Raw genomic sequence first — 26473 nt, 5'->3', positions numbered from 1 at the left:
ATACCACCCCATCGGACACACCACCGGCCAACGACGACGGTGACAAAAGGCGACACATGACGCACCCCGCTGCCCCGGACGCTGCCCTGGGCCTGGAAGGAATCCCGCACACCGGAGAGGGCCTGACCGCCGACGGTCACCTCACCGAGCCCCAGTCGGAGGACTTCGACCACGCCCGACAAGCGCCGGAGGACCCGCACTGGTATAAGACGGCCGTCTTCTACGAGGTGCTGGTCCGCGCGTTCAACGACTCCGACGGCAACGGCACCGGAGACCTGCGCGGCCTCGCCGACAAACTGGACTACCTGCAATGGCTCGGCGTGGACTGCCTGTGGCTGCCGCCGTTCTACGCCTCCCCGCTGCGCGACGGCGGCTACGACATCAGCGACTTCCGGGCGATCCTGCCCGAGTTCGGCACCGTCGAGGACTTCGTGTACCTGCTCGACCAGGCGCACAAGCGGGGCATCCGGGTGATCACCGACCTGGTGCTCAACCACACCTCCGACGCCCACCCGTGGTTCCAGGAGTCGCGCAACAACCCCGAGGGGCCCTACGGCGACTTCTACGTCTGGAGCGACAACGACGAGCAGTACGCCGACGCGCGGATCATCTTCGTCGACACCGAGACGTCGAACTGGACCTTCGACCCGGTGCGCGGGCAGTTCTACTGGCACCGGTTCTTCGCCCACCAGCCCGACCTCAACTACGAGAACCCCGAGGTCCAGGAGGCGATGCTGGACGTGCTGCGGTTCTGGCTGGACCTGGGCATCGACGGGTTCCGGCTGGACGCGGTGCCCTACCTGTTCGAGGAGGAGGGCACCAACTGCGAGAACCTGCCGCGCACGCACGAGTTCCTGCGCCGCTGCCGCAAGGTCGTCGACGACGAGTACCCCGGCCGCGTGCTGCTGGCCGAGGCCAACCAGTGGCCCGCCGACGTGGTCGAGTACTTCGGCGACCCGGCCACCGGCGGCGACGAGTGCCACATGGCGTTCCACTTCCCGCTGATGCCGCGCATCTTCATGGCCGTGCGCCGGGAGTCGCGGTTCCCGATCTCGGAGATCCTGGCCCAGACCCCCGCCATCCCCCGCAACGCCCAGTGGGGGATCTTCCTGCGCAACCACGACGAGCTGACCCTGGAGATGGTCACCGACGAGGAGCGCGACTACATGTACGCCGAGTACGCCAAGGACCCGAGGATGAAGGCGAACATCGGCATCCGGCGGCGGCTGGCCCCGCTGCTGGACAACGACCGCAACCAGCAGGAGCTGTTCACCGCGCTGCTGCTGAGCCTGCCCGGCTCCCCGGTGCTCTACTACGGCGACGAGATCGGGATGGGCGACAACATCTGGCTCGGCGACCGCGACGCCGTCCGCACGCCCATGCAGTGGTCGCCCGACCGCAACGCCGGGTTCTCCCGCACCGACCCGGGGCGGCTGTACCTGCCGGTGATCATGGACCCGATCTACGGGTTCCAGGCGGTCAACGTCGAGGCGCAGATGAACAACACCTCGTCGCTGCTGCACTGGACGCGGCGCATGCTGCAGGTGCGCACCCAGCACACGGCGTTCGGCCTGGGCGACTTCGCCGAGCTGGGCTCGTCCAACCCGAGCGTGCTCGCCTATCTGCGCCGCCACGGCGACGACGTCATCCTCTGCGTCAACAACCTCTCGCGGTTCCCCCAGCCGGTGGAGCTGGACCTGGCGCCGTACCGGGGCCGGGTGCCGATGGAGCTGACCGGCGGGGTTCGTTTCCCGGCGATCGGGGAACTGCCTTATCTGCTGACCCTGCCGGGCCACGGCTTCTACTGGTTCCAGATCAGCACCCGGACAGAGGAGGTCGAACCCGTATGACGACCCGCCCGCGGCACGTCGTCGCCGCGCTGGCCGACGACCTGGCCGAGTGGCTGCCCCGGCAGCGCTGGTACGCGGCCAAGGGGTCGCGGCCCGCCCGGATCGACGTGCGCGCGGCGGCGCAGCTCGGCGCGGGCGACCCCGCGCTCATCCAGGCGCTGGTCGACGTCACGGCCGAGGGCAGCGGGACCGAGCCCTACCAGCTGCTGATCGGGCTGCGCTCCGAGCTGCCCGAGCACCTGGCGCACGCCGGGATCGGGCGGGTCGGCGGGGACTACGCCTACGAGGCGACCCAGGACCCCGAGCTGATGGCCCTGCTGCTGGACCTGATGGCCGCGGGCCGGGAGACCGAGGGCATCAGCTGGCAGCCCGAGCCCGGCATCCGGCTGGTCACCGGGCTGCGGGCGCGGCCGATCGGGGTGGAGCAGTCCAACACCTCGATCATCTTCGGCTACCACTACATCCTCAAGCTGTTCCGCAGGCCGACCCCGGGCCCCAACCGCGACGTCGAGCTGCACCGGGCGCTGTTCCGCGCGGGCAGCGAGCAGGTCGCCGAGCCGGTCGCCGAGGTGCGCTGGGACGGGCTCGTGCTCGGCTTCGCCCAGCGCTACCTCGCCGACTCGGTCGAGGGCTGGGCAGCGGCCACCGCCAGCGTGCGCGACCTGCTCGCCGAGGGCGACCTGTTCGCCGCCGAGGTGGGCGGGGACTTCGCGGGCGAGGCCGGACGCCTCGGCGAGGCGCTGGCCACGGTGCACCTCGACCTGGCCAGGGTGCTGGGCGCCGAGCGCATGCCCGCCGATGCGGTCGGCGCCGCCGTCGACGAGCTGCACGCGCGCCTCGACCGCGCGCTGGCGCGGGTGCCCGAGCTGGGCGAGCACGAGCCGATGGTGCGCGCGGCGTTCGACGCCCTGCGCGGGCTCGACGGCGTCGACGTCCAGCAGGTGCACGGCGACCTGCACCTCGGCCAGACCCTGCGCACCACGACGGGCTGGGTGCTGATCGACTTCGAGGGCGAGCCCGCGGCCAGCCCCGCCGACCGACTGCGCACCCGCTCCCCGCTGCGCGACGTGGCCGGGATGCTGCGCTCCTTCGACTACGCCGCCCTGCACCTGCTCGCCGGGACCGAGCCGGACCGCCAGCAGCTCACCCGGGCGCTGGAGTGGGCCGACCGCAACCGCGAGGCCTTCTGCGACGGCTACGCCGCGGTCGCGGGCGACCCCCGCGAGCAGTCCGCGCTGCTGCGCGCGTTGGAACTGGACAAGGCCGTGTACGAGGTCGTGTACGAGGCGGGCCACCGCCCGGACTGGCTCGACATCCCGCTCGCCGCATTGCGCAGGGCCGGATAATGCCGCAGGTCGGAGGCCTGCAAGTGGGTGACGGGGAGTTCTCGGACCGCCCGAACGTGGCTAACCTGATCGTTCACGTGTCGTCGGACGGGATCGGGGTAACTCGTATGCGGATCTCGGATGTGCTGCGGAGCAAGGGTTCGACGGTCGCCACGGTCGACCCCGGGCTGACGGTGGCGGGCATGCTGGCCGAGCTGGCCCGGCACAACGTCGGCGCGCTGGTCGTCGTCGACGGGGATACGGTGGTGGGGATCGTGTCCGAGCGCGACGTCGTGCGCGGGCTCGCCGAGCGCGGGGGCGGGCTGCTGGACGTGCCCGTCGCCGAGATCATGACCGCGGAGGTGTTCACCTGCGAACCGGGTGACACCGTCGACTCGTTGGCGGGCGTGATGACCGAGCGCCGCATCCGGCACATGCCGGTGCTCTCCGGCGGCGCGCTGGTCGGCATCGTCAGCATCGGCGATGTGGTCAAGAGCCGCATCAGCCAGTTGGAGAGCGACCGCGACCAGTTGACTTCCTATATACAAGGGTGAACACCGTTGCGTGACGACTTCGCCCGGCTGCTGGCCGGAGCCCACCACGACCCGCACTCGCTGCTCGGCGTCCACCCGCTGCCCGGTCAACCGGGCCGGGTGGCCGTCCGGGCCCTGCGTCCCCACGCCAAGGCGGTCGCGGTCCTGGTCGGCGGCACGGCGGGCGAGGGCAGTCGCCACGAGATGGACGAGGTGGCCGACGGGCTGTTCGAGGCCGTGCTGGCCGAGGCGCCCACCGAGTACCTCTTCGAGGTCGACTACGGCACCGGCGAGGTCGTGCTCGTCGACGACCCCTACCGCTGGCTGCCCACCCTCGGTGAGCTGGACCTGCACCTGTTCGGCGAGGGCAGGCACGAGCGGCTGTGGGACGTGCTCGGCGCGCACGTGCGGGCCTACGACACCCCGTCCGGGCGGGTCGAGGGCACCTCGTTCGCGGTCTGGGCGCCGACCGCGCGCGGGGTCAGGGTGTGCGGGGACTTCGACGGCTGGGACGGGCGCGGCAACCCGATGCGCTCGCTCGGCTCGTCGGGGGTGTGGGAGCTGTTCCTGCCCGGGGTGACCCCGGGGACCAGGTACAAGTTCCGCATCCACGCCGCCGACGGGTCATGGCACGAGAAGGCCGACCCGATGGCCTTCGCCACCGAGCACCCGCCCGCGACCGCGTCCGTGGTGTCCACTTCGGAGCACGTCTGGGGCGACGCCGACTGGATGGCGCTGCGCTCGGCCACCGACTGGAGCGCCGCGCCGGTCAGCGTCTACGAGGTGCACCTCGGCTCGTGGCGGCCGGGCCTCGGGTACCGCGAGCTGGCCACCGAGCTGGCCGACTACCTCGTCGAGCACAACTTCACCCACGTCGAGCTGCTGCCGATCGCCGAGCACCCGTTCGGCGGGTCGTGGGGCTACCAGGTGACCTCCTACTACGCGCCGACCTCGCGGTTCGGCTCGCCCGACGACTTCCGCCACTTCGTCGACCACCTGCACCAGCGCGGCATCGGGGTGCTGGTCGACTGGGTGCCCGCGCACTTCCCCCGCGACAGCTGGGCGCTGGCCCGCTTCGACGGCACCCCGCTGTACGAGCACGGCGACCCGCGCCGCGGCGAGCACCCGGACTGGGGCACGCTGGTGTTCGACTTCGGCCGCACCGAGGTCCGCAACTTCCTCGTCGCCAACGCGCTGTTCTGGCTGGAGGAGTTCCACATCGACGGCCTGCGGGTGGACGCGGTCGCCTCGATGCTGTACCTGGACTACTCCCGCAACGAGGGCGAGTGGCTGCCCAACGCGCACGGCGGCCGGGAGAACCTGGACGCGGTGCGGTTCCTGCAGGAGCTCAACGCCACCGTCTACAAGCACCACCCCGGCGTCATGATGATCGCCGAGGAGTCCACGGCCTGGCCCGGGGTCACCCGGCCGACGCACCTGGGCGGGCTCGGCTTCGGCTTCAAGTGGAACATGGGCTGGATGCACGACACGCTCCGCTACCTCGGCCATGACCCGGTGCACCGCTCGTACCACCACAACGAGCTGACGTTCTCCCTGATGTACGCCTGGAGCGAGAACTACGTGCTGCCGCTGTCCCACGACGAGGTCGTGCACGGCAAGGGCTCGCTGTGGAACCGCATGCCCGGCGACGACTGGAACAAGGCCGCGGGCCTGCGCGCGCTCCTGGCCTACATGTGGGCCCACCCCGGCAAGCAGCTGCTGTTCATGGGCGGCGAGTTCGGCCAGGTCGGCGAGTGGTCGGAGAGCCGGTCGCTGGACTGGCACCTGACCGAGGAGCGCCTGCACGCGGGCATCCAGCTGCTGGTCCGCGACCTGAACGCGGTGTACCGGGCGCAGCCCGCCCTGTTCGCCTGCGACACCAGCCCCGAGGGCTTCTCCTGGATCGACGCCAACGACTCCGGCAACAACGTGGTGACCTTCCTGCGCTGCGGCGACGGGGGCACCCTCGCCTGCGTGGCCAACTTCGCGGGCATCCCGTACCGGGACTACCGGGTCGGCCTGCCGACCGCGGGCCGGTGGCGCGAGGTCCTCAACACCGACTCGCCGGACTACGGCGGCTCGGGCGTGGGCAACGGCGGCGAGGTCGTGGCCCAGGAGATCAGCTGGCACGGCCGCCCGGCGTCGGCCCTGCTCAACGTCCCGCCGCAGGGCGTGGTGTGGATGGTCCCGGAGGAATAGGCCATCCGGCATACGCCCATCGGGCACACTGGGCACGTGCGAGGGCGTTTACGGGGGATCAGGCTGGCCGTTCCGCTGCTGCTGTCGGCGGCCGTGGTGGCGTGCACGACGACGGTCCCCGGCGAGCCGGTGTCGCAGGGACGGGTGATCTCGCGGGACCAGCCCGGCGGGGTCGACCCGAAGTCGGTCGTGGAGAACACCGACGGCGGGGAGATCGACCGGCTGGCCGCGACCGTCGTGGCGGACCTGCGCACGTACTGGGGTGAGCGGTTCCCGGAGACGTTCGGCAAGGAGTTCACCGACCTCGGCGGCGGCTACTACTCCGTCGACACCGCCGACGCCGACGCGCCCGAGCCGCCGTGCACCGACTCCGCGGTCGAGGTCGAGGGCAACGCCTTCTACTGCCCGACCGCCGACATCATCGCCTGGGACCGCGCGGCGCTGCTGCCCGTGCTCAAGGACCGCTTCGGCGAGGCGGCGGTCATGCTCGTGCTCGCCCACGAGATGGGCCACGCCGTGCAGAACCGCACCGGCGCGGGCCTGTCCGAGCGGCGGGCGGACCCGGAGCGGTTCCCGACCATCCTCATCGAGGCGATGGCCGACTGCTACGCGGGCGCGTTCATCCGCTGGGTGGTCGACGGCAACGCCGAGCACCTGCAGTTCGGGCACGACCAGCTCGACTCCGCGCTGACCGCGGTGGTCAGCTTCCGCGACCCGATCGGCACCGAGGCCACCGACCGCGGCGCGCACGGCGACGCGTTCGACAGGGTCTCGGCGTTCCTGGACGGGTACGAGTCCGGGGTGAAGCTGTGCTCGGAGATGACCGTCGACAACCGCACCTTCACCCTCTCCGGCTTCATCGACGCCGGTGACGCCGCGCGCGGCGGCAACCTGGAGTTCGGGCAGATCGTGGAATCGATCACCCTGAGCCTCAACACCTACTTCGCCGAGGTCGCGGGCTCGGGCTGGCGGCAGCCGCAGGTGCGCGAGACCGAGGGCCAGCCCGCCTGCACGCCCGACAGGCAGGGCCCGGTGGCGTTCTGCCCCGACGGCGCCGCCGTCGAGCTCGACGTGGCCGAGGAGCTGCCGGAGATCCACGACGAGATCGGCGACTACGCCACCGGCACCCTGATCACCAGCCGCTACGCCCTGGCGTCGCTGGCCGCGGCGGGCAAGCCGGTGGCCGGGCCGGAGGCCCAGCGCGCCGCCGTGTGCCTGACCGGGGCGTTCACCGGGTCGCTGTTCCAGCGCGAGCAGCAGTTCCTCTCCCCGGGCGACATGGACGAGGCGATCCAGGTGCTCCTGCACTACGACTACGTGGCCCGCGACGTCGACGGCGCGTCCGTCGAGACGGGGTTCGACCGGGTCACGCTCTTCCGCAAGGGGTTCGTCTCCGGGGCCCGGGACTGCTGAACCGCCCCCGGCGCGGCCGACCGACCAGTAGGGTGCTGGCGTTCGTGTTGATCGCAGGGGTTCGAGGTGTCCGGATGAGGGTGAACAGGGTGGCCGTGGCCGCCGCGCTCGCGGTGGCCGTGATCGCCGGATGCGGCCAGGCCGTGCCCGGTCAGCCACGCGCGGCGGGCGCCGTGGACGCGGGCACGGCGGGCGGCCTGCCCATCGACAACTCCGCGCCGACCGGCCCGCGCGAGGGCGTTGCCGACGCGGAGCTGGCGGTCGAGAACGCCGACAGCGGCGAGATGGACCGGCTGGCGGTCAACGTCGTCGCCGACCTCTACGACTACTGGAACGAGCGCATGCCCGCCGACTTCGACGGGCAGAAGTTCGAGCCGATCGCCCGGCTGGCCTCCTACGACTCGGCGGGCAAGCCGGTCGAGCTGTGCGGGACCAGCACCAAGGGCCTGGTCAACGCCTTCTACTGCGGCGCGGACGACAGCATCGCCTGGGACCGGGGCAAGCTGCTGCCGATGCTGGACAAGCAGTTCGGCCCGATGTCGGTGGTCGCGGTCCTGGCCCACGAGATGGGCCACGCGGTCCAGTTCCGCCTCGGCGAGAAGTCCAACATCAACCAGGCCACGCCGACGATCGTCAAGGAGCAGCAGGCCGACTGCTACGCGGGCGGCTTCTTCCGGTACGTCGCCGAGGGCAAGGCCAAGCACTTCACGATGAACACCGGCACCGGCCTCAACCAGGCCCTGGCCACCATGTTCTTCATCCGCGACCCCGCGGGCCTGTCGGCCAAGGAGCAGGGCGCCCACGGCCTGGCCTTCGACCGGGTGTTCGCCTTCCAGGAGGGCTTCACCGAGGGCCCGAAGCGCTGCGCGCGGATGGACGTGCCGGAGATCGAGGGCCGCATCGCCGCCCAGGAGCGCAGCGTCAGCGACCAGGACGTGAGCGGCGAGGCCGACATCACCGACCCGGACATCTTCGGCCTCTTCGAGGAGTCCCTGACCAGCGCGTTCCAGGGCACCGAGGCGGAACTGCCCAGCATCACCAAGGACGGCGCGAGCTGCGGCGGCTCGGCGGGGACGCCGCCGGTGAGCTACTGCCCGGACACCAACACCGTCGCCGCCGACATTCCCGAGCTGGTGAAGATCGCCTCTCCGCCGAAGCGCGGGGAGGAGCCGGGTGTCGACGGCAACGGGATCGGCGACTTCGCGGCGTTCGCCGAGATCGTGTCGCGGTACGCGCTGGCGGTCCAGAAGGGTGTGGGTGCCCCGCTGGAGGGTGAGAAGGCCGGGCTGCGGACGGCGTGCCTGGTGGGCGCGTGGGCCCAGCTCAGGGTCGACAAGACCCCGGATGAGGGCGACGGCGGACTGCACATCGCGGTCGGCGACCTCGACGAGGCCGTGGCCGAGCTGCTGCAGGACAACAGCCTGATCGCCGCCGACGTGACCGGCAAGCAGGTGCCGTCCGGCTTCGCCCGGGTCGAGGCGTTCCGCATCGGCTACTTCGAGGGCGACGACGGCTGCGCACGGGCCTTCTCCGCCTAGGACGCGCGCGGGTCGCCTTTCCGGGGTCGGTGGGGAGAAGGCCGCACGGGCGTCACCGGCTAGTCTTGACGGCGTGTTCGTGAAGGTGTGCGGCTTGAAGACCGCCGCCGACGTCGAGGCCGCCGTGTCCGCGGGGGCCGACGCGATCGGCTTCGTGTTCGCGCGCAGTCCCCGGCAGGTCGAGCCCGCCGCGGCCCGCGCGCTGGCCGAGGCGATCCCGGACTCGGTGCTCACCGTGGGCGTGTTCCGCGACCTGCCCGCCGAGCGCGCGGCCGAGGTGGCGGCGGAGGCGGGGGTGCGCGCCGTGCAGCTGCACGGCGACTACCCGCGCGAGGCGTTCGCCCACTTCCCGGACCACCGCCTGATCCGGGCCACCGCCCTGTCCCGCGACACCGACATCAAGGTCGGCGCGTTCGGCGAGCACATGCTCCTGCTCGATTCGGCCATCCCCGGCTCCGGCGAGCGCTGGGACCTCACCGGCATGGACCTCCCCACCGGCGACTGGCTGCTCGCGGGCGGGCTCACTCCCGCCAACGTCGCCACCGCCATCGCCGAGGCCCACCCCTGGGGTGTCGACGTCTCCAGCGGCGTCGAGGCCCGCAGGGGCGTCAAGGACCCGGCCATGATCAGGGACTTCGTCGCCGCCGCCAAGGGCTGATGCGCCCCCTGCTGTACCTCGACGTCGACGGCCCGCTCATCCCGTTCGGCGGCGACCCGGTGGAGCACGGCCCCGCTGATTCGGCGAACCCGCTCCTGAACCGGATCGACCCCGGCCTCGGCCCGCCGCTGCTGGCGCTCGGGTGCACCCTGGTGTGGGCGACCACCTGGATGGCGGACGCGAACGAACGCGTCGCCCCGGTGCTCGGCCTGCCCGACCTTGCGGTGGTGGACTGGCCCGATCCGCGCCGGGACGGCGTCGACGCCTGGTTCGGGTTGCACTGGAAGACCCGCCCGCTGGTGGAGCGGTCGGCCGGTCGGCCCTTCATCTGGGTCGACGACGAAATCACCGACGCCGACCGCGCCTGGGTCGCTGAGCACCACCCGGGCCCCGCACTGCTCCACCGCGTCGACCCGGCCCGCGGGCTCACCACGGGGGACCTCGCCCACCTCGCGCGGTGGGTAGCCGCCGTCAAGGCTGACCACTCACATGATCGCATCATATGAGCTGATCATCTGAGCTGGCGCTTCAGATGATCAGCTCATCCGAGATCGCGCCCGGATGGCGACGCCATCTGAAACGGCCGGTCAGATGATGAGAGCATCTGGAACTGGCGGGTCAGATGGTCTGATCATCTGAGGCTCGCAACCCAGATGGTCTGATCATCTGGGAATCAGGACGGGTCGACTCGGGGGGCGCGGAGTAGGTGGAGGGTGTGGGGGCCCAGTTTGAGGACGGTGGCGGGGGCCAGGGGGTCGGTGTTCCTCGGCAGGCCGGACGGGGTGGTGCTGTCGAGTTCGGGGACGAAGCAGCGGCCGTAGCGGTCCGCGGGCAGGGTGAACTTCACCGGTTCCGGGCCCGAGTGCAGGATCAGCAGCCACGAGTCGTCGGCGACGAGTTCGCCTTCGCGGTCGCGGGAGAGGCACTCCGAGCCGTCGATCCACATGCCCAGGGTGCGGCGGGAGTCGTCGAACCAGTCGGCGTCGGTCATCGGGGTGCCGTCGTCGCGGAACCAGACCAGGTCGGGCTCGCCGGAGCGGGTCGGGCGGCCGTCGAAGAACTCCGGCTGGCGCAGCGCGGGTGAGGCAGCGCGCAGGGCCGTCAGCCGCCGGGTGAACGCCAGCATGCCCGCCGAGCGCTCCGAATGGCTCCAGTCCACCCACGACGTCTGGTTGTCCAGGCAGTACGGGTTGTTGTTGCCGTGCTGGGTCCGCCAGCGCTCATCGCCCGCCACCAGCATCGGGATGCCGGTGGACAGCAGCAGCGTCCCGAGCAGGTTGCGGGCCTGCCGGTCGCGCAGGGCCAGCACGGCCGGGTCCTGCGTCTCGCCCTCCGCCCCGCAGTTCCACGAGCGGTTGTCGTTGGTGCCGTCGGCGTTGTGCTCGCCGTTCTCGTGGTTGTGCTTGTGGTCGTACGACACCAGGTCGCGCAGGGTGAAGCCGTCGTGGGCGGTGACGAAGTTGACCGACGCCCACGGCCGCCGCCCGTTCGCGGCGTAGAGGTCCGACGAGCCCGACAGCCGGTACGCCAGGTCGCGCACCCCGGTCGCGCCGCGCCAGAAGTCGCGCACGCCGTCGCGGAAGCGGCCGTTCCACTCCGCCCACTGCACGCCGAACCCGCCGACCCGGTAGCCCTCGCCGGTGGCGTCCCACGGCTCGGCGATCAGCTTGCGCCGCGACAGCAGCGGGTCGGTGGCGATCGCGGTGAGCAGCGCGGAGTGCGGGTCGAACCCGCCCCCGCGCGGGCGGCCCATCGCCGAGGCCAGGTCGAACCGGAACCCGTCGACGCCCATCTCGCCCGCGAAGTAGCGCAGCGAGTCCAGCACCAGCCGCACGACCGTGGGCGAGCCCGGGTCGAGGGTGTTGCCGCAGCCGGTGAGGTCGATGTCGCGGCCCTGGTCGTCCAGCAGGTAGTACGCGGGCGCGTCCAGCCCCCGGTACGACAGCGTCGGCCCGGCGACCCCGCCCTCGCAGGTGTGGTTGAACACCACGTCGAGGATCACCTCGATGCCCGCCGCGTGCAGGGCGGCGACCATCGTGCGGAACTCCTCGACCTCGTGCCCCGGCCTGCTGGCGTACCCCGCGTGCGGGGCGAGGTAGCCCAGCGTCGAGTAGCCCCAGTAGTTGTGCCTGCCCGAGCGCAGCAGCAGCGGCTCGTCGGCGTAGGAGTGCACGGGCAGCAGCTCCACCGCCGTCACCCCGAGCCGCTGCAGGTACTCCACGACCGCGGGGTGCGCCAGGCCCAGGTACGTGCCGCGCAGGTTCTTGGGCACGTCCGGGTGCAGCCGGGTGAACCCGCGCACGTGCAGCTCGCAGATCACCGACTCCTCGTACGGCACCTCCGGCGCCAGCCCGGTGTGCGGTCCGCCGGGGGAGGTGACGACCGACAGCGGCACCGACCCCAGCGAGTCGATCCGCGACGGCGGTCCGGTCATCGGGTCGCCGCGGTGGCTGCGGGTCGCGCCGAGGTCGCGCACCGACCCGGTGATCCGCCGCGCGTACGGGTCGACCAGCAGTTTGGCGGGGTTGCAGCGCAGCCCGCGCGCGGGCTCGTACGGCCCGTGCACGCGGAATCCATAGCGCTGACCAGGGGTGATGCCCGCGACGACGCCGTGCCAGATGCCGAACGTGCGCTCGGTCAGCTCGACGCGCTGCTCGACCGGGTTGCCGTCGTCGTCTTGGCCGATCAGGCACACCTCGACGGCGTCGGCCACCGACGAGGCGACGGCGAAGCGCACGCCGCCCGCCTCCGGGTGGGCCCCGAGCGGGAACGGGTGACCGGGCAGCAGGCGCGAGTCCGAATAAGCCACGCCCCCCATCCTGTCTCAACCGGGCGGCGTGATCGATTCCCCGCACCCGAGTGGCCGGTTCCGCCCGGGTGCGGGCGGCAGTAAAGAATGGTCGGCGTGACGGCGCAGACTGATCCTGACGACCTCGTTGTGCACATGGCGGACGTGGGTGTCCGCCGCGGGACCACCCACCTGCTGACCGGCGTGAACTGGCAGGTCGAGGTGGACGAGCGCTGGGTGGTGCTCGGCCCGAACGGCGCGGGCAAGACCACCCTGCTGCGCCTTGCTGGCGCGGAGCTGCACCCCACGACCGGGACCGTGCGGGTGCTGGGCGAGCAGCTGGGCAAGGTCGACGTCTTCGAGCTGCGCACCCGGCTCGGCTTCTGCTCGGCCGCGCTGGCCAACCGGGTGCCGCCGGACGAGAAGGTGCTCGACGTCGTGGTCAGCGCGGGGTACGCCGTGCTGGGCCGCTGGCGCGAGGAGTACGACCGGCTCGACACCGGCCGCGCCGAGGACCTGCTCAAGGCGCTGGGCATCGGCCACCTCGCCGACCGCACCTTCGGCACGCTGTCGGAGGGCGAGCGCAAGCGCACGCTGATCTCCCGCGCGCTGATGACCGACCCGGAGCTGCTGCTGCTCGACGAGCCCGCCGCGGGCCTCGACCTCGGCGGCCGCGAGGACCTGGTGGCCCGGCTGACCGACCTCGCCGACGACCCGGACGCGCCGACGTCGATCCTGGTCACCCACCACGTGGAGGAGATCCCGCCCGGCTACACCCACCTCATGCTGCTCAGCGGCGGTGGCGTGGTCGCGCAGGGCCCGATCGAGGACGTCCTGACCAGCGAGAACCTGTCGGCGGCGTTCGGGCAGCAGTTGGAGTTGACGCGGGCGGACGAGCGGTTCTTCGCCCGCAGGCGGACGTGAGCTACTGGCAGGTAGCCTTCGCGGGAGCAACCGAGCAGGAGGGACAGCGCCGTGGGTGAGTTCGTGCGGCTCGAAGTGGCGGACGGGATCGGCACCATCCGGCTTGACCGGCCGCCGATGAACGTGATCGACCGGCAGCTGCAGGCCGAGCTGCGCGCCGCGGCGATCGAGGCGCGGGAGAACGCCGAGGTCAAGGCCGTGATCGTCTACGGCGGGCCGAAGGTGTTCGCCGCGGGCGCCGACGTCAAGGAGTTCGCCACGATGTCCTACCCGGACATCGCCGCGTACGGGCCGGAGCTGAGCGGGTCGCTGAGCGTGCTGGCCGAGCTGCCCAAGCCGACCGTCGCCGCGATCACCGGGTACGCCCTGGGCGGCGGCTACGAGCTGGCGCTGTGCTGCGACCGGCGGATCGCTGGCGACAACGCCAAGGTCGGGCAGCCGGAGATCCTGCTGGGCATCATCCCCGGCGCGGGCGGCACGCAGCGGCTGGCGCGGCTGGTCGGCCCGTCCCGGGCCAAGGATCTGATCTACACCGGCCGCTTCGTCAAGGCGGAGGAGGCGCTGTCGATCGGCATGGTCGACGAGGTCGTCGCGCCGGACGACGTGTACGAGGCGGCGCGCCGCTGGGCCGCGCAGTTCGTCAACGCCCCCGGGCTGGCGCTGGCCGCGGCCAAGGCCGCCATCGACGGCGGTCTGGACGGAGACCTGACCAGCGGCCTGAAGCTGGAGTCGCACCTGTTCGCGGCGCTGTGGGCGACCGAGGACCAGAAGACCGGCATGGCGTCGTTCATCGAGAACGGCCCGGGGAAGGCCGAGTTCCATGGCCGCTGACCCGACCCCGAACCCGCACGCCACGGCCGAGGAGGTCCAGGCGGCGTACGCGGACCCGAAGCTCGCCAACGTCCTCTACCACGACTGGGAAGCGGGCACGTACGACGAGAAGTGGTCGATCTCGTACGACGAGCGCTGCATCAGCTACGCCACTGAGCGGTTCAAGGCGGTCGCGGGCGATCTCGGGCCGTACGAGAACGCGATGGAGCTGGGCAGCGGCACCGGCTTCTTCCTGCTGAACCTCATGCAGGGCGGCGTGATCAAGAAGGGGCACGTCACCGACCTGTCCCCGGGCATGGTCGAGGTCGCGCTGCGCAACGCCCGCGGCCTCGGTCTCGACGTCGACGGCCGGGTGGCCGACGCCGAGGGCATCCCGTACCCGGACGAGTCCTTCGACCTCGTCATCGGGCACGCCGTGCTGCACCACATCCCGGACGTGCCCGCCGCGATGCGCGAGGTCCGGCGGGTGCTCAAGCCCGGCGGCCGGTTCGTCTTCGCTGGCGAGCCGACCCGCGTCGGCGACCGCTACGCCCGGAAGCTGGGCCAGGCGACCTGGTGGCTGACGACCAACGTGACCCGCTTCGGCCCCCTGCGGGCGTGGCGGAAGCCGCAGGAGGAGCTGGACGAGTCCTCGCGCGCGGCGGCGCTGGAGGCCGTGGTCGACCTGCACACCTTCGATCCGTCCTCTTTGGAGGATGTCTGTCGGTCGGCTGGCCTGGTCGAGGTGCGCGCGGTGACCGAGGAGTTCACCGCGGCGCTGTTCGGCTGGCCGGTGCGCACGTTCGAGGCGGCGGTGCCGAGGGAGAAGCTGGGCTTCGGCTGGGCGATGTTCGCCTACAGGACGTGGCAGCGCCTGACCTGGCTGGACGAGAAGGTCATGCGCCGCGTGCTGCCGCGCGAGCTGTTCTACAACGTGCTGGTGACCGGGCGTAAGCCGGGCTGAGTTGGGCTACCCGTTCACCCTGGACGACGTGGCGTACCTGCGTACGCCCGAAGGGGAGGCGGCGGCGGCCGAGGTCGAACGCCTGCCGCTGACCCCGGCGTCCCACCTGGCGGACGTGACCACCGCCCGCTCGCTGTTCGGCGCGCGGGCGGGGGCGCTGGTGGAGACGGTCCTGTTGCGGCGGAAGGCGTCCGCGAAGGTGCCGTGGCGGGACTGGCTGTTCACCGCCGACGCCTTGCAGCAGGCGACCCCGTGGCCGGTCGCGGTGTCCCGGGCGGCCCGGCTGGCCGGGCGGGATGTGCACGACGTGACGTGCTCGGTGGGCGTCGACGTGGCCGCTGCCGCCGAGGTCGCCCGCCGTGTCGTCGGGTCGGACATCGACCCGGTTCGGCTGGCGATGGCGCGCGGCAACGTCCCGTCGGCAGCGTTCGTGCGCGCCGACGCCCTCCACCCGGCGACCCGGGACACCGTGGTCCTGGCCGACCCGGCCCGCCGCGACGCCTCCGGCCGCAGACGCTGGCGCCCAGCCGACTTCACCCCGCCCCTGGACGCCCTCGCGGCCGCCTACGCGGGCCGGGACATGTCCGTGAAATGCGCCCCCGGCGTAGACCCGGCCGACGTGCCCTGGGCGGACGAGATCGAACTGGTCTCCCTCGACGGCGCCGTCCGCGAAGCCTGCCTGTGGACCGGAACCCTCGCCACAGCCCACCGCCGAGCCACCGTCCTGCGCTCCGACGGCTCCTCCTGGACCCTCACCGACGCCTCCGACGACACCTGCCCGGTAACCCCGATCGACGCTTGGATCATCGACCCGGATGGCGCGGTCGTCCGCGCAGGCCTGGTCCGCCACTACGCCGCCCGGCACGGCCTGTCCCAACTGGACGAACACATCGCCTACCTGACGGGCCCGGTCCCGCCCCCGGGCATCCGCGCTTTCCAGGTGCTGGAACACGGCAAGTACACGGAGAAGTCCCTGCGCGCGGCGTTGTCCCGACTTTCCGTCGGCCGCGCGGAGATCCTGGTGCGCGGCCTGGACGTCGACCCGAACACGCTGCGCCCCCGCTTGAAACTGCGCGGCCCCGAGGAAGCCTCCGTAATCCTCACCCGCATCGGCCGAACCCCCACAGCCATCATCTGCCGAGCGAGTCGCCATGATGTCGAAACGTCCGCACTATCCTTGCGTCATGGGGGCTGAGGCGGCGTATCCGCTGGACTGGTTGATCAAGTAGCATGTCGGTGAAACGATGAATTCGCTCGGATTCCGGAGACTGGGGCGAAGGTTCCTCATCGGTAAAGCTCCGGACAACGTGGTCAACCTCGGCGGGGCCCTCTATCTAGAGCGGGTGCCGGTCCCAGCCGAGGAGGGAGCTTCCGCGCCCGCACGACTACCAGCGGGGCGGCGAAGCCATCGTCCGTCTCCTCGCCGAAGGCTGGCTCGACCGCTCGCGCGCGATGCGGGACGGGATTACGACTGAGCAGTACAGGTAGGGGTTGCTCGACCTCGCGAGTCCTTCACTATTTCGATCGAGTGGCCCTTCCCTTGCGTGCAGGCCAGGTAATGTCGGTCGAGTCCGGTAACGTGCGACGTCATGGGGACGCCTCACCTGCTTGACCACTTCATCGACGAGTACGCTGCGGGGCTGTTCAAAGCCTCTGGGTTCCAGAGGTCACGGCGGCGGTTCAGTGTGGGGAAAGCGCCGGACAATGTCGTTTTCGCCAAGTTCGAGTCGCGCGCGGGTGATCCTGATATGCTGCGCTTCTACCTTGAGTACGCGATTGTACCGGATGCGATGATGGCTTATGTCAGTGATCGCTCGGGAATTAAACGCGCGCCGTCGTTCGATGGTGCGCTGTACCTCGACCGGCTGCTCGTGCCTGATGAAGTGGCCAATGAGCACAACAAGTACGACGCCGGGATGTGGGAGCTTCCGCTCCCCGATGGCTACCACCGTGGTGGTGAGGCTCTGGTACGCCAACTCACCGACGGGGGATGGCTGGACCGGTGGCGGGCGTTGTGTGACCGGGACTATGTTGCCCAACAGTGCAGGGATGGGCTGCTCGACCGCAGGCAGTCTTTTACGATCCCCCTTTCTTGGCCGCTTCCCTACCTCGGCATGTTCATCGACGATGGTGATCCGGACGAACTGGACGGAATGCTTCGTGAGGTTGAGGCGAAGTACCTTGAGAACCCCGACCCGCCGAGCAAAGCCGTCCGCTGGATCGCGTGGTGGCGCCAGCGGTTGGCGCAGCGAATGCAGTCTTCCTAGCTCTCAGTCCGTCCCAGGAGGGTAAGGAACCAGTTACGCAACCCGTCCAGGTCCGTGTCGACGGCGACGTCGATTTCGCGGTAGCCGGGGGACAGGGGGACGTTCAGGCGTTGGTCTGCGATGACCGCGCCGCGGGCTGGGCCGGTGGTTTGGACGGTGACTGGCATGCGTTTGGTGGTTAGCAGGCCTGGGCTGATTGCCTCGGCTACGGCGACTGCGTCGTGGAGGATGGTGCAGTCGTGGCCTAGCAGTTCTGTGTAGTGGGCTCGGTAGGACGGGGTGAAGGACTCCAGGATCTCGCCGAGCGGGCCCGTCTCGCGGAGGGTGGTCAGCCAGGCGCCGTCTACGGCGCAGCGGTAGGTCAGGTCTATGGGGACCAGGACGGTCGGGACGTCCTCCTCGACTAGGACGCGGTAGGCGGCCTCGGGGTCTGCCCAGATGTTGAACTCGGCGGCGGCTGTGGTGTTGCCGCCGGTCAGGGCGCCGCCCATGATCACCAGGCGGTCGATCTTGGATCGTAGGTCCGGGTGGGTGGCCATGAGCAGGGCGATGTTGGTCAGGGGGCCGATCGGGGCGAGGGTGACCGGGGTGGGGGAGTCGCGGAGGGTCTGGGCGAGCAGGTCGACCGCGCCGAGTCGGTGGAGGCCGTGCGGGTGGGCCGGGAGGCGGGCGGTGCCGCCGGAGAGGCCGTCCTGGCCGTGGGCGTAGTCGGCCTCGTGCGGCGCGGGGTAGACCAGGGGGCGGGCGGCGCCCGCGGCGACGGGAACGTCCGGGCGGCCCGCCAGCGCGAGCAGGCCCAGGGCGTTGGCCGTCGTCCTGTCCAGGCCGACGTTGCCGAACACCGTGGTCACGGCCGCCAGGTCGACCTCCGGGGAACGGGCGGCCAGAGCCAGGGCGAAGGCGTCGTCCACGCCGGGGTCGGTGTCGATGACGAGTCGGGGCATGGCTCCAGCCTGCCAGGACCGGCTCGCCGCCTGCCGCCCGTCGACGACCCTCCTCGCGCGGGTGCTGCGGTCGGGGTCGGCGTCGAGGGGGCGGCTCGGCGGTGTGGTGGCAGTGAGTCTGCGGTCGCAGAGGTGCCGCGGTGGGTGGTTTGGGGGGAGGTGGCGGTGCGTGCCCGGTGGCGGTCGCGTCGAGGGGGCGGCTCGGCGTGGGGCGGCGGTGTGTGCGTAGTAGTCGCGGAGGCGCAAAGAGGACGGCGTGCGGTGACGGTGCGTCTGTGGGTCGCGGAGGTGCCGAGGAGTGCCAGTGCGTGTCCGGCGGCGGACGCGCCAAGGGGGTGGCTCGGTGCTGGTTCGGTGTGGTCGAGGATGGGCTGGTGGGCAGCTCAGCGTTGCCTTGGTGGTCACGGGCGGGCCGAGGAGCGGCTTGGCGTTGGTTAGTGGTCGCGGGTGGGGCCGAGGGGTGGCTCGGCGCTGGTCCGGGGGGTCGCGGGTGAGGTGGAAGGAGGGGTTGGGCCGGTGGTGGGGTGGCTGGGTTACCTTTCTGCGCATGACGTCCATGTGGGGTTCGCCGTTCACCTCTCGGATGCGGCAGCGGCGGGATCCGGCGCAGGCGCGGTTCCTCACCCTGGACTCGCTGCGCTGGGTCATCCGGCACCGCGCCTTCACGCCGTGGTATCTGGTCCGCTACTGGCGGCTGCTCAAGTTCCGCCTGGCCAACCCGCACGTCGTGCTGCGGGGCATGGTGTTCCTCGGCAAGGACGTCGAGATCCACGCCCGGCCCGGGTTCGGGCGGCTGGAGATCGGGCGCTGGGTGCACATCGGCGACGGCAACGCCATCCGCTGCCACGAGGGCTCACTGCGCATCGGCGACAAGGTCGTCTTCGGCAGGCAGAACGTCGTCAACTGCTACCTCGACATCGAGTTCGGCGCCGCCGCCCTGGTCGCCGACTGGGTCTACATCTGCGACTTCGACCACGTCACCGACGACATCCACCAGCCGATCAAGGACCAGGGCATCGTCAAGTCCCCGGTGCGCATCGGGCCGGACACCTGGATCTGCACCAAGGTCACCGTCACCAAGGGCACGCGGATCGGCCGGGGCTGCGTCCTCGGCGCGCACGCCGTCGTCCGCGGCGACATCCCCGACTACGCCGTCGCCGCGGGCATCCCGGCCCGGGTCGTGCGCGACCGCCGCGCCGCCTACGAGGCCGACGCCGCCCGCCGCGAGGCCATCGCCGACATGGGCCGCAAGGCCGACCGCGCCCTGCGGGAGACGCTGGAGTCGGCCTAGCGCCGTCCCAGGTAGTACGCCTGCGGGCCCTTCTCCCCGCCGTCCGCAGCGCGGACCAGGCGGGCGGACTCGGTGAAGCCCGCGTCCGCCGCCATCGCCGCGACGCGCTCCGGCGGGTGCCAGTGCACGTCGAGGGACAGGTCGTGGCCGTACGCGTGGCTGAGGCGCCCCTTCCGGTCGCCCGCCTTGAAGGCGAGCAGGAGCAGCCCGCCGGGAGCCAGGACGCGGTGGAGCTCGACGAACACCGCGGGCAGGTCGTCGAGGGGCGTGTGGCAGATCGAGTACCAGGCCACGACGCCGCGGAGGGCGGTGTCGGGGATGTCCAGGGCGGTCATCGTGCCCACCGCGAAGCGCAGGCCCGGATACGTCCGCCTGGCCACGGCGACCATGCCCGGTGACAGGTCGATCCCGGAGACGTCCACGCCCAGGCCGTGCAGGTGGGCGGCGATCCGGCCCGGCCCGCAGCCCACCTCCACCACCGGGCCGTCCACCAGCTCGGCGAACGTGGCGAGCATGGCGCGGTCGAACGGCTTGCCCGCCAGCTCGTCGTGGAGCAGGGCAGCGTAGTCGGCCGCCACCTTGTCGTAGGACGCGCGGACGTCGTTCACGCGCGGTCCCAGGCCAGCACATCGGCCGCGGTGACGGCGAGCGGGGTCACCGGCATCCCGCCGCCCGCGCGCGAGCGGAGCTGCGTTGCTGTGTCGCCCAGTCGGCGCGGATGAGGGGTGCTGGGGCGGGTGGCACGCGCGCGATCTCCACGGACGTCCCCGCCACCGACGCGCACGTCCTGATCAGGTCCGCCAGGGTCGTGATCGGGCCGACGGCGTTGTAGGCGCCGGGGCGGTCGTCGACCAGCAGGCGCACCACGAGCTGGGCCAGGTCGCGGGAATCGATCAGCTGCACCGGCTGCGCGGGATCGCCGGGGACCTCGACCCGGCCGCCCGCCGCGGCCAGGCGCAGCCAGTGGGTGAAGCCCTCCTGGGGGTCGAACGGCCCCGCCACCTTGCTCGGCCGCACGATCGTCGCCCGGTCGCCGAAGCGGGCCAGCACATCGTCCTCGCAGGCGACCTTGCACGGGCCGTACGTCTCGTTGGTCAGCACCTCGGTGTCGCGCACCGGCTCTCGCCGGGGAGTGTCCTCGTCGGCGCCCGGCCCGCACGACGCGTACACGACGTGGCTGGAGATGAACAGGTACCGGCCGACCCGCCCGTCCAGCGCCGCCATCGCCTGCCCCACATGGCGCGGCACATACCCGCTGACGTCGACCACGGCATCCCAGGAGCCGGACGACAAGGCCGAGTAGTCACCCGTGGACCGATCGCCGACCAACCGCGGCACCTCGGGGAACAACGCCGACGTCCCCCGGTTGAACAATGTCGGCGACAACCCCGACGTCAGCATGGCATCCACGATCGCGCGGCCGACGAAGGCCGTGCCCCCCAAGACGAGAACCCGCATGGGGACCACTATGGCCCGAAGGCGTTCCCCGACGCGATCTTGGGCCGCCCCAGCGGCGGGTGGGCGCCCACGGACGCCCGCGCGTACACCTCGACCGTCTGCGCGGCGATGCGGCTCCAGTCGAAGTCCACCGACAGCCGCGCCTTGGCCGCACGCGCCCGCCTGCGCGCCGCCGCCGGGTCGTCCAGCACCGCCCGCACCGCGCGGGTCAGGCCGTCCACGTCGCCCGGCGCGAACGACAAACCGGTGCGGCCGTCGATCACCACCTCGCCCAGCCCGCCCGCGGTCGACGCCACCAGCGGCGCGCCCGCGGCGGCCGCCTCCAGCGCGACGATGCCGAACGGCTCGTACCGGCTCGGCAGCACGACCGCGTCGGACGCCCCCAGCGCAGCCGACAGCGCCTCGTCCGTCAGGTGCCCCACGAAGTCCACCGCGCGGCGCACCCGGTGCTTGCGCGCCAGCTCGATCAGGTTGTGCACCTGCGAGCCGCGTCCCGCCACCACCAGCCGCGTCCCCGGATGGGTCCGCCGCACCCTGGGCAGCGCCGCGATCAGGTCGTGGACGCCCTTCTCCCACTCCAGGCGGCCGAAGAACAGCAGCTGCGGGGCGGCCGAGCGCACCGGCGTGACCTTCCAGCCGCGCGGCTCGATCCCGTTGTGGATGACCTCGATCGAGGCCGGGTCGACCTCGAAGAGGTGCGCCGCCTCCGCGCGCATCGCCGACGAGCACGTGATCAGCGCGTCCGCGCGGTTGGCCAGCCACCACTCCGCGGAGTGGACCTGCTGGTTGAGCGGCTGCGACAGCCAGCCGGAGTGCCTGCCCGCCTCGGTGGCGTGCAGCGTGGCCACCAGCGGCACGCCCGCCTGCTCGGCCAGCGTGATCGCCGGGTGGGTGACCAGCCAGTCGTGGGCGTGCACGACGTCCGGGCGCCAGCCGTCGAGCAGCCGCAGCCCGGCGCGGATCATGGCGTGGCCCATGGCCAGCGTCCACGCCACCAGGTCCTTCTCGAACACCAGGTGCGTCGGGTCCTCGGCGACCCGGACCACCCGCACGCCCTCGTGCACCGCGTCCTCGGTCGGGTGCGTCGACGCGTCGGTGCCCGCCTCGTGCCTGCACAGCACGACCACCTCGTGGCCGTGGGCGGCGATGTGCCGGGCGATGGCGTGCACATGCCTGCCGAGCCCGCCGACCACGACCGGCGGGTACTCCCACGACAGCATCAGCACGCGCATCCCGGACACCCTACTCGGCAGTAAGCAGGTCGCGCGCATCGAGCGCGCCGAACACGCCGTCCTCGGCCCACAGCTCGCCCGCGCGGGCCCGCGCCCGCTCGGTCGCGCCCGCGCGCACCAGCGAGGCCAGCTCGGCGTACCGCTCGCCGTGGACCTTCGCGCGGCGGCGGGCGTAGTCCGCCGCCGAATCCTTGGTCACCATGAACGCCCAGTCGCTGGACAGCGCCAGCAGCGCCTCCCGCGCCGCCTGGTCCCGCGCGGCGTCGCGGGTCCGGCCGGGCGCGGCGAGGTCGAGCAGGTCCGCCTGGAGCGCGGCGTTGGCCTCGACCAGGTCGGCGACCTGCGCGCCGTCCCACACCCGCCAGTCCTTGCCCGAGCCCCACGACGACGCGGGCAGCTCCACCGGCTCGCCCAGGTAGCGGTCCAGCGCCCGGCCCAGGGTGGTGACCTCGACCCCGGCCGCCGGCAGCGCCCGCAGCACCGCCTCCAGCCACGCCGGGCCCTCGTGCCACCAGTGCCCGTACAGCTCCGTGTCGTACGCCGACACCACGAGCGCGGGCCTGCCGTGCCGGTCGCGCAGCTCCCGCAGCCGTGCGACGACGGTGTCGACGAAATCGCGCGCGTGCCGCCGAACCGCCTCGGCGGCCAGCTCCGGCTCGTACGGCTTCTTGTGCTCCGGGGCGACCGATCGGCCGGTCACCCGCGAGGGCTTCAACCCCGACGGATGGTCGTACGTGTGGAAGTCCCGGTAGGCCGGATCGCCGGGATAGCCCGCCTTCGGCGACCACACGCGATACGTCACCTCGAGGTCGCGTCCGAAGCAGACGACGCCGGAATCGCCTACCGGGCGGGCGAAGGCGGTGTCACCGTGCAGGCCGGGACCGTCCACAAGGAACCGTTCGACGCCTGCTTTCGCGTACCCGTGCTCCATTCCCGGCGCGTACCCGCACTCGGGTGCCCAGATGCCGCGCGGACGGCGCCCGATCCGGCGCGCGGTGTCAGCCAACCCCGCGCGCAGCGCGAAACCGCGGACGCGGGGGTCCAGCAGCGGCTGGAAGGGATGCGTCGCCGGGCCGCCGATCAGCTCGATCACGCCCGCGTCCACCAGCGGCCGCAGCACGGGGGAGAAGCCGTGCCGCCAGTTCGCCTCGAAGTCGGCCAGCGCCGACGCCGACGCGCGGAACTCCGCGGCGGCCAGCTCGCGCAGGCGATGGTCGGCGGAACGCCAGTTCACCGCGGCGTACTGGGCGCGCACGTGCCAGTTGCCGAGCCAGTCGTGCATTGCGCGCAACGCGTACGGGTCGTCGAGCTGGGCGGCCAAAACCGGGGTGACGCCCAGCGTCAGCACGTCCGTGCGGCCCTCGGCGGCGAAGCGGCGCACCAGGTCGACCACCGGCAGGTACGAGTGCGCCCACGCCTGGTAGAGCCACTCCTCGCCGACCGGCCAGCCGCCGTGGTGCGGCAGCCAGGGCAGGTGGCTGTGCAGGACGAGGGCGAACCCGCCGATCGGCTCGCTCATGCCCGTGCGACCGCGACGAGGTCGAGGGAGGCGTCGATGTCGTCCTCGCCGATCACGAAGTCCTCGGCGCGCACGGACGCGACGGCCTCGAGCAGCTCGGCGGGCCACGCCCCGCCCGCGAGCGCGACGTCGATCTGCGCGTCGATGATCGACCCGCCGAACCGCTCGTCCAGCTCGCGCAGCCGGAGCCCGTGGTGGACGCCGCCGAGGAACTCCACGGTGAAGCCCGCGTCGACGAGCAGGTCGCGCAGCTCGTGCCCGGCCAGCTCGCGGGTGTGGAACGGGTTGAGCGGGGTGTCGCGGCCCGGGGAGAAGGTGATCCGGTTGGGCGTGGTGACCAGGAGGGCCCCGCCGGGCGCCAGCACGCGCCGACACTCGGCGAGGAAGCCCTCCTGGTCCCACAGGTGCTCGATGACCTGCAGGTTCGCCACCACGTCCACCGCGCCGTCGCGCAGCGGGAGACCGGCGAGGTTGCCGCGCGCCACCGCGACGCGCGGGTACGCCTTGGCGACGTGGGCGACCGTGTGGGCGTCGTAGTCGAGGGCGAGCACGCGGCGCGCGGTCCCGGCCAGGAGGTCGGCGCCGTAGCCTTCGCCGCACCCGGCCTCCAGCACCACGACGTCGGCGCAGTGGTGGGCAAGGTGCGCATACGCGACCTCGTGGCGGCGGAACCAATAATTTTCCTCGACGATGCCCGGGACGGTGCGTTCACCGGTCAGCGGGAGCGGGGTCGTGTCCGTGGCCACTGGGGCACGGTAACCCATGGCCCCCGGGAACTACCCGTCGGTAGCCTCAGGGCTTGCGGGCGACCCCGCCCGCGATGCACCGCGACACCGGGTCCAGTTCCTTGAGTTGGGGGCCGTCCGGCCACCACGACGCGCACAGCACGACGCCGGGGTCGATCATCTCAAGGCCCGGGAACATCGCCTCGATCTCCGACTGGGTGCGGAACAGGCCCGAGCCCATCGGGCTGTGCAGGAACACGTCCTCCATGCGGCGGGCCAGAGTGGACAGCTCGCCGCCGTCCTCGGGGTCGTAGAAGTGGCTGATCGCCACGACCGAGCCCGACGGCAGCGCGTCGATGTAGGTCTGCATGATGTCGACCGGCGAGCGATCCCCGTTGTAATGGTGGATCGTGCCCATCTGGAACAACGCGATCGGCTCGTCGAAGTCCAGGTGCCGCCGCAGGGTCTCGTTCTCCAGCAGCCGTTCCGGCTCGAAGATGTCCTCGGCGATGAAGTGGGTGAGCTCGTTCTCCTCCAGCAGCGCGCGTCCGTGCGCCAGCACGACGGGGTCGTTGTCCACATAGACGACCGTCGAGTCCGGCTCCAGCCGCTGCACCACCTGGTGGGTGTTCTCCGCGGTCGGCAGGCCCGACCCGCAGTCGAGGTACTGCTTGATGCCGGTCTGCGCGGCGACGAACCGGGCGACCCTGATCAGAAACTGCCGGTTGTCGAAGGCCAGGGTCGCCGCCTCGGGCGCGACCCGCTGCACGCGGTGGAAGACCTCGCGGTCGATCTCGTAGTTGTCCTTGCCGCCAAGGAAAGCGTCGTACACCCGGGCGATGCTGGCCTTGGACGTGTCTATGTAAACGGGGACGTCTTGGTGGGTGGTCATGCGGGGAGTCCTCACAGAGCGTCGTCGATCATGGACGATGTGCAGTGAAGGAGTATCCTCCCTTCAGCGCTGGCGGCAAGAGGCTCATTTTTCGATCAAGGGGAGAGGCGCCCGTGGTTGAGCGACGCCCGGAAGGCAGGCCGACGGCGCGTCGGATCGTGCTCGGCTCGCAGCTGCGCAGGCTGCGCGAGGCCGCCGAGATCACCAGGGGCGAGGCGGGCTACCGCATCCGCGGCTCGGAGTCGAAGATCAGCCGGATGGAGCTGGGCCGGGTCGGGTTCAAGGAGCGCGACGTCGCCGATCTGCTGGCGATGTACGGCGTCACCGACCCCGAGGAGGTCGGCGAGTACCTGCAGATGGTCAAGGAGTCCAACAACCCGGGCTGGTGGCACCGCTACGGCGACCTGATGCCCAACTGGCTGCAGGACTTCGTCGGATTGGAGGAGTCCGCCTCCCGCATCCAGACCTACGAGCTGCAGTTCGTCCCCGGCCTCATGCAGACCGAGGACTACGTGCGCGCGATCGTCAGCCACGGCCGCCCGGACATCCGCACCGCCGAACAGGAGCGCCGGGTCAAGCTGCGCATGGACCGGCAGAAGGTCCTGCACCGCGCGGACGCGCCGAAGCTGTGGGCGGTCGTCGACGAGTCCGTGCTGCACCGGCCCATCGGCGGGCCGAAGGTGCTGCGCGAGCAGATCGACTACCTGCTGGAGATCACCCGCCTGCCCAACATCACCTTGCAGGTCGTGCCCTACAGCCTGAGCGGGTACGCCGCCGAGGGCGCGTTCACGATGATGCGCTTCGCCGAGCCGGAGCTGCCCGACCTCGTCTACATCGAGCACCTCACCGGCGCGCTCTACCTCGACCGGCTGGAGGAGATCGAGCAGTACAGCCGGGTCGTGGACCGGCTGACGGTCGACGCGGAGACGCCGAACCGCACGCGGCAGCTGCTGAGCAAGCGCCGCGCTGAGCTGTAAGGATCACTCTGCGTAGATCACGGTGAAGTGATCAACTACGCAACTACTGCGTTCGGGTGCACTTGGTTTGTGCGGATGCACGTGCATTTTCCCGACCCCTTGCACGTGTTAGCGTCATCACAACCGAATGCACGTGCATCTGCACTTACCGTGAGCAGAGTGGGAA

At 71.5% G+C, this 26473-nt stretch carries 23 protein-coding genes; 15 read left to right on the top strand and 8 right to left on the bottom strand.

Annotation, left to right across the window (positions count from 1 at the left end; translation table 11 throughout):
• Positions 1-56: 56 nt before the first annotated feature.
• The 8 genes from treS to IEY98_RS27075 all read left to right on the top strand — a co-directional run bounded on the left by treS (position 57) and on the right by IEY98_RS27075 (position 10022).
• Positions 57-1850, top strand: a complete 1794-nt coding sequence (gene treS / locus IEY98_RS27110; RefSeq protein ID WP_189213487.1) for a maltose alpha-D-glucosyltransferase — start codon at positions 57-59, stop codon at positions 1848-1850.
• On the top strand, positions 1847-3196 hold the full coding sequence (locus IEY98_RS27105) for a maltokinase N-terminal cap-like domain-containing protein (protein WP_189213486.1): 1350 nt from the start codon (positions 1847-1849) through the stop codon (positions 3194-3196). Before treS ends, IEY98_RS27105 begins: the two co-directional genes overlap by 4 nt.
• Before the next feature lie 107 nt (positions 3197-3303).
• The gene (locus IEY98_RS27100; protein ID WP_189213485.1) at positions 3304-3729 is read left to right on the top strand and encodes a CBS domain-containing protein; all 426 of its coding nucleotides are present in this window, start codon (positions 3304-3306) and stop codon (positions 3727-3729) included.
• Between the two features lie 6 nt (positions 3730-3735).
• Positions 3736-5907 carry a 1,4-alpha-glucan branching protein GlgB gene (gene glgB, locus IEY98_RS27095; RefSeq protein ID WP_189213484.1) on the top strand — a complete coding sequence of 724 codons (2172 nt, stop codon included), beginning with the start codon at positions 3736-3738 and terminating at the stop codon, positions 5905-5907.
• A gap of 36 nt (positions 5908-5943) precedes the next feature.
• Entirely contained in the window at positions 5944-7320 is a 1377-nt protein-coding gene (locus IEY98_RS27090; RefSeq protein ID WP_229787549.1) for a neutral zinc metallopeptidase, read from the top strand.
• 74 nt (positions 7321-7394) lie between these two features.
• On the top strand, positions 7395-8858 hold the full coding sequence (locus tag IEY98_RS27085) for a neutral zinc metallopeptidase (protein WP_189213483.1): 1464 nt from the start codon (positions 7395-7397) through the stop codon (positions 8856-8858).
• 73 nt (positions 8859-8931) lie between these two features.
• Complete coding sequence (locus IEY98_RS27080; RefSeq protein WP_189213482.1) at positions 8932-9516, top strand: phosphoribosylanthranilate isomerase; 585 nt, start codon at positions 8932-8934, stop codon at positions 9514-9516.
• The gene (locus tag IEY98_RS27075; protein ID WP_189213481.1) at positions 9516-10022 is read left to right on the top strand and encodes an HAD domain-containing protein; all 507 of its coding nucleotides are present in this window, start codon (positions 9516-9518) and stop codon (positions 10020-10022) included. The genes IEY98_RS27080 and IEY98_RS27075 overlap by 1 nt, the downstream gene beginning before the upstream one ends.
• 167 nt (positions 10023-10189) lie before the next feature.
• On the opposite strand, the gene glgX is transcribed toward IEY98_RS27075, so the two are convergent.
• Positions 10190-12325: a glycogen debranching protein GlgX gene (glgX, locus tag IEY98_RS27070; protein WP_229787547.1), complete on the bottom strand. Its 2136-nt coding sequence runs from the start codon at positions 12323-12325 to the stop codon at positions 10190-10192.
• 87 nt (positions 12326-12412) lie between these two features.
• Between glgX and IEY98_RS27065 the strand changes: the two genes are divergently transcribed.
• The 5 genes from IEY98_RS27065 (at position 12413) to IEY98_RS27045 (ending at position 17269) form a co-directional block, all read left to right on the top strand.
• Positions 12413-13228, top strand: coding sequence for an ABC transporter ATP-binding protein (locus IEY98_RS27065; RefSeq protein WP_189213479.1), 816 nt, complete (start codon positions 12413-12415; stop codon positions 13226-13228).
• 51 nt (positions 13229-13279) lie between these two features.
• On the top strand, positions 13280-14059 hold the full coding sequence (locus IEY98_RS27060; protein WP_189213478.1) for an enoyl-CoA hydratase/isomerase family protein: 780 nt from the start codon (positions 13280-13282) through the stop codon (positions 14057-14059).
• Complete coding sequence (locus tag IEY98_RS27055; RefSeq protein WP_189213477.1) at positions 14049-15002, top strand: class I SAM-dependent methyltransferase; 954 nt, start codon at positions 14049-14051, stop codon at positions 15000-15002. The genes IEY98_RS27060 and IEY98_RS27055 overlap by 11 nt, the downstream gene beginning before the upstream one ends.
• Before the next feature lies 1 nt (position 15003).
• The gene (locus tag IEY98_RS27050) at positions 15004-16197 is read left to right on the top strand and encodes a THUMP-like domain-containing protein (protein ID WP_189213476.1); all 1194 of its coding nucleotides are present in this window, start codon (positions 15004-15006) and stop codon (positions 16195-16197) included.
• Between the two features lie 394 nt (positions 16198-16591).
• On the top strand, positions 16592-17269 hold the full coding sequence (locus IEY98_RS27045) for a hypothetical protein (RefSeq protein WP_189213475.1): 678 nt from the start codon (positions 16592-16594) through the stop codon (positions 17267-17269).
• Here IEY98_RS27045 and IEY98_RS27040 read toward each other — a convergent pair.
• Positions 17266-18213 (bottom strand): nucleoside hydrolase, encoded by a 948-nt coding sequence (locus IEY98_RS27040; protein WP_189213474.1) that lies wholly within the window; start codon positions 18211-18213, stop codon positions 17266-17268. The two genes, IEY98_RS27045 and IEY98_RS27040, sit on opposite strands and share 4 nt — an antisense overlap.
• A gap of 547 nt (positions 18214-18760) precedes the next feature.
• Between IEY98_RS27040 and IEY98_RS27035 the strand changes: the two genes are divergently transcribed.
• Entirely contained in the window at positions 18761-19504 is a 744-nt protein-coding gene (locus IEY98_RS27035; RefSeq protein ID WP_189213473.1) for an acyltransferase, read from the top strand.
• Here IEY98_RS27035 and IEY98_RS27030 read toward each other — a convergent pair.
• Genes IEY98_RS27030 through IEY98_RS27005 form a run of 6 tightly spaced genes read right to left on the bottom strand, consistent with a single transcriptional unit; the run spans position 19501 to position 25330 of the window.
• The gene (locus IEY98_RS27030) at positions 19501-20112 is read right to left on the bottom strand and encodes a class I SAM-dependent DNA methyltransferase (RefSeq protein ID WP_229787544.1); all 612 of its coding nucleotides are present in this window, start codon (positions 20110-20112) and stop codon (positions 19501-19503) included. The two genes, IEY98_RS27035 and IEY98_RS27030, sit on opposite strands and share 4 nt — an antisense overlap.
• A gap of 46 nt (positions 20113-20158) precedes the next feature.
• On the bottom strand, positions 20159-20962 hold the full coding sequence (locus IEY98_RS27025) for an NAD-dependent epimerase/dehydratase family protein (protein ID WP_229787543.1): 804 nt from the start codon (positions 20960-20962) through the stop codon (positions 20159-20161).
• A gap of 8 nt (positions 20963-20970) precedes the next feature.
• Positions 20971-22194 (bottom strand): glycosyltransferase family 4 protein, encoded by a 1224-nt coding sequence (locus tag IEY98_RS27020; RefSeq protein ID WP_189213472.1) that lies wholly within the window; start codon positions 22192-22194, stop codon positions 20971-20973.
• 10 nt (positions 22195-22204) lie between these two features.
• Positions 22205-23713 (bottom strand): 1,4-alpha-glucan branching protein domain-containing protein, encoded by a 1509-nt coding sequence (locus IEY98_RS27015; RefSeq protein ID WP_189213471.1) that lies wholly within the window; start codon positions 23711-23713, stop codon positions 22205-22207.
• Positions 23710-24477 carry a class I SAM-dependent methyltransferase gene (locus IEY98_RS27010; RefSeq protein WP_189213470.1) on the bottom strand — a complete coding sequence of 256 codons (768 nt, stop codon included), beginning with the start codon at positions 24475-24477 and terminating at the stop codon, positions 23710-23712. Before IEY98_RS27010 ends, IEY98_RS27015 begins: the two co-directional genes overlap by 4 nt.
• Positions 24478-24505: 28 nt before the next feature.
• Positions 24506-25330: an SAM-dependent methyltransferase gene (locus tag IEY98_RS27005; protein WP_189213469.1), complete on the bottom strand. Its 825-nt coding sequence runs from the start codon at positions 25328-25330 to the stop codon at positions 24506-24508.
• A 113-nt stretch (positions 25331-25443) separates the two neighbouring features.
• Between IEY98_RS27005 and IEY98_RS27000 the strand changes: the two genes are divergently transcribed.
• Positions 25444-26307 (top strand): Sco1979 family transcriptional regulator, encoded by an 864-nt coding sequence (locus tag IEY98_RS27000; protein ID WP_189213468.1) that lies wholly within the window; start codon positions 25444-25446, stop codon positions 26305-26307.
• Positions 26308-26473: the final 166 nt, after the last annotated feature.

Origin of the sequence: Actinokineospora fastidiosa, from assembly GCF_014648415.1 — a bacterium.
Lineage (GTDB): Bacteria > Actinomycetota > Actinomycetes > Mycobacteriales > Pseudonocardiaceae > Actinokineospora > Actinokineospora fastidiosa.
The sequence above is the reverse complement of the archived record's forward strand: the minus strand, read 5'-3'. Positions and strand labels throughout refer to the sequence as shown.

Excerpts from the sequence above, each read along its gene's own strand:
- treS (WP_189213487.1), top strand. The coding sequence starts at position 57 with ATGACGCACCCCGCTGCCCCGGACGCTGCCCTGGGCCTGGAAGGAATC.
- IEY98_RS27105 (WP_189213486.1), top strand. The coding sequence starts at position 1,847 with ATGACGACCCGCCCGCGGCACGTCGTCGCCGCGCTGGCCGACGACCTG.
- IEY98_RS27100 (WP_189213485.1), top strand. The coding sequence starts at position 3,304 with ATGCGGATCTCGGATGTGCTGCGGAGCAAGGGTTCGACGGTCGCCACG.
- IEY98_RS27085 (WP_189213483.1), top strand. The coding sequence starts at position 7,395 with ATGAGGGTGAACAGGGTGGCCGTGGCCGCCGCGCTCGCGGTGGCCGTG.
- IEY98_RS27075 (WP_189213481.1), top strand. The coding sequence starts at position 9,516 with ATGCGCCCCCTGCTGTACCTCGACGTCGACGGCCCGCTCATCCCGTTC.
- IEY98_RS27065 (WP_189213479.1), top strand. The coding sequence starts at position 12,413 with ATGGTCGGCGTGACGGCGCAGACTGATCCTGACGACCTCGTTGTGCAC.
- IEY98_RS27055 (WP_189213477.1), top strand. The coding sequence starts at position 14,049 with ATGGCCGCTGACCCGACCCCGAACCCGCACGCCACGGCCGAGGAGGTC.
- IEY98_RS27045 (WP_189213475.1), top strand. The coding sequence starts at position 16,592 with ATGGGGACGCCTCACCTGCTTGACCACTTCATCGACGAGTACGCTGCG.
- IEY98_RS27040 (WP_189213474.1), bottom strand. The coding sequence starts at position 18,213 with ATGCCCCGACTCGTCATCGACACCGACCCCGGCGTGGACGACGCCTTC.
- IEY98_RS27035 (WP_189213473.1), top strand. The coding sequence starts at position 18,761 with ATGACGTCCATGTGGGGTTCGCCGTTCACCTCTCGGATGCGGCAGCGG.
- IEY98_RS27025 (WP_229787543.1), bottom strand. The coding sequence starts at position 20,962 with ATGCGGGTTCTCGTCTTGGGGGGCACGGCCTTCGTCGGCCGCGCGATC.
- IEY98_RS27020 (WP_189213472.1), bottom strand. The coding sequence starts at position 22,194 with ATGCGCGTGCTGATGCTGTCGTGGGAGTACCCGCCGGTCGTGGTCGGC.
- IEY98_RS27015 (WP_189213471.1), bottom strand. The coding sequence starts at position 23,713 with ATGAGCGAGCCGATCGGCGGGTTCGCCCTCGTCCTGCACAGCCACCTG.
- IEY98_RS27010 (WP_189213470.1), bottom strand. The coding sequence starts at position 24,477 with ATGGGTTACCGTGCCCCAGTGGCCACGGACACGACCCCGCTCCCGCTG.
- IEY98_RS27005 (WP_189213469.1), bottom strand. The coding sequence starts at position 25,330 with ATGACCACCCACCAAGACGTCCCCGTTTACATAGACACGTCCAAGGCC.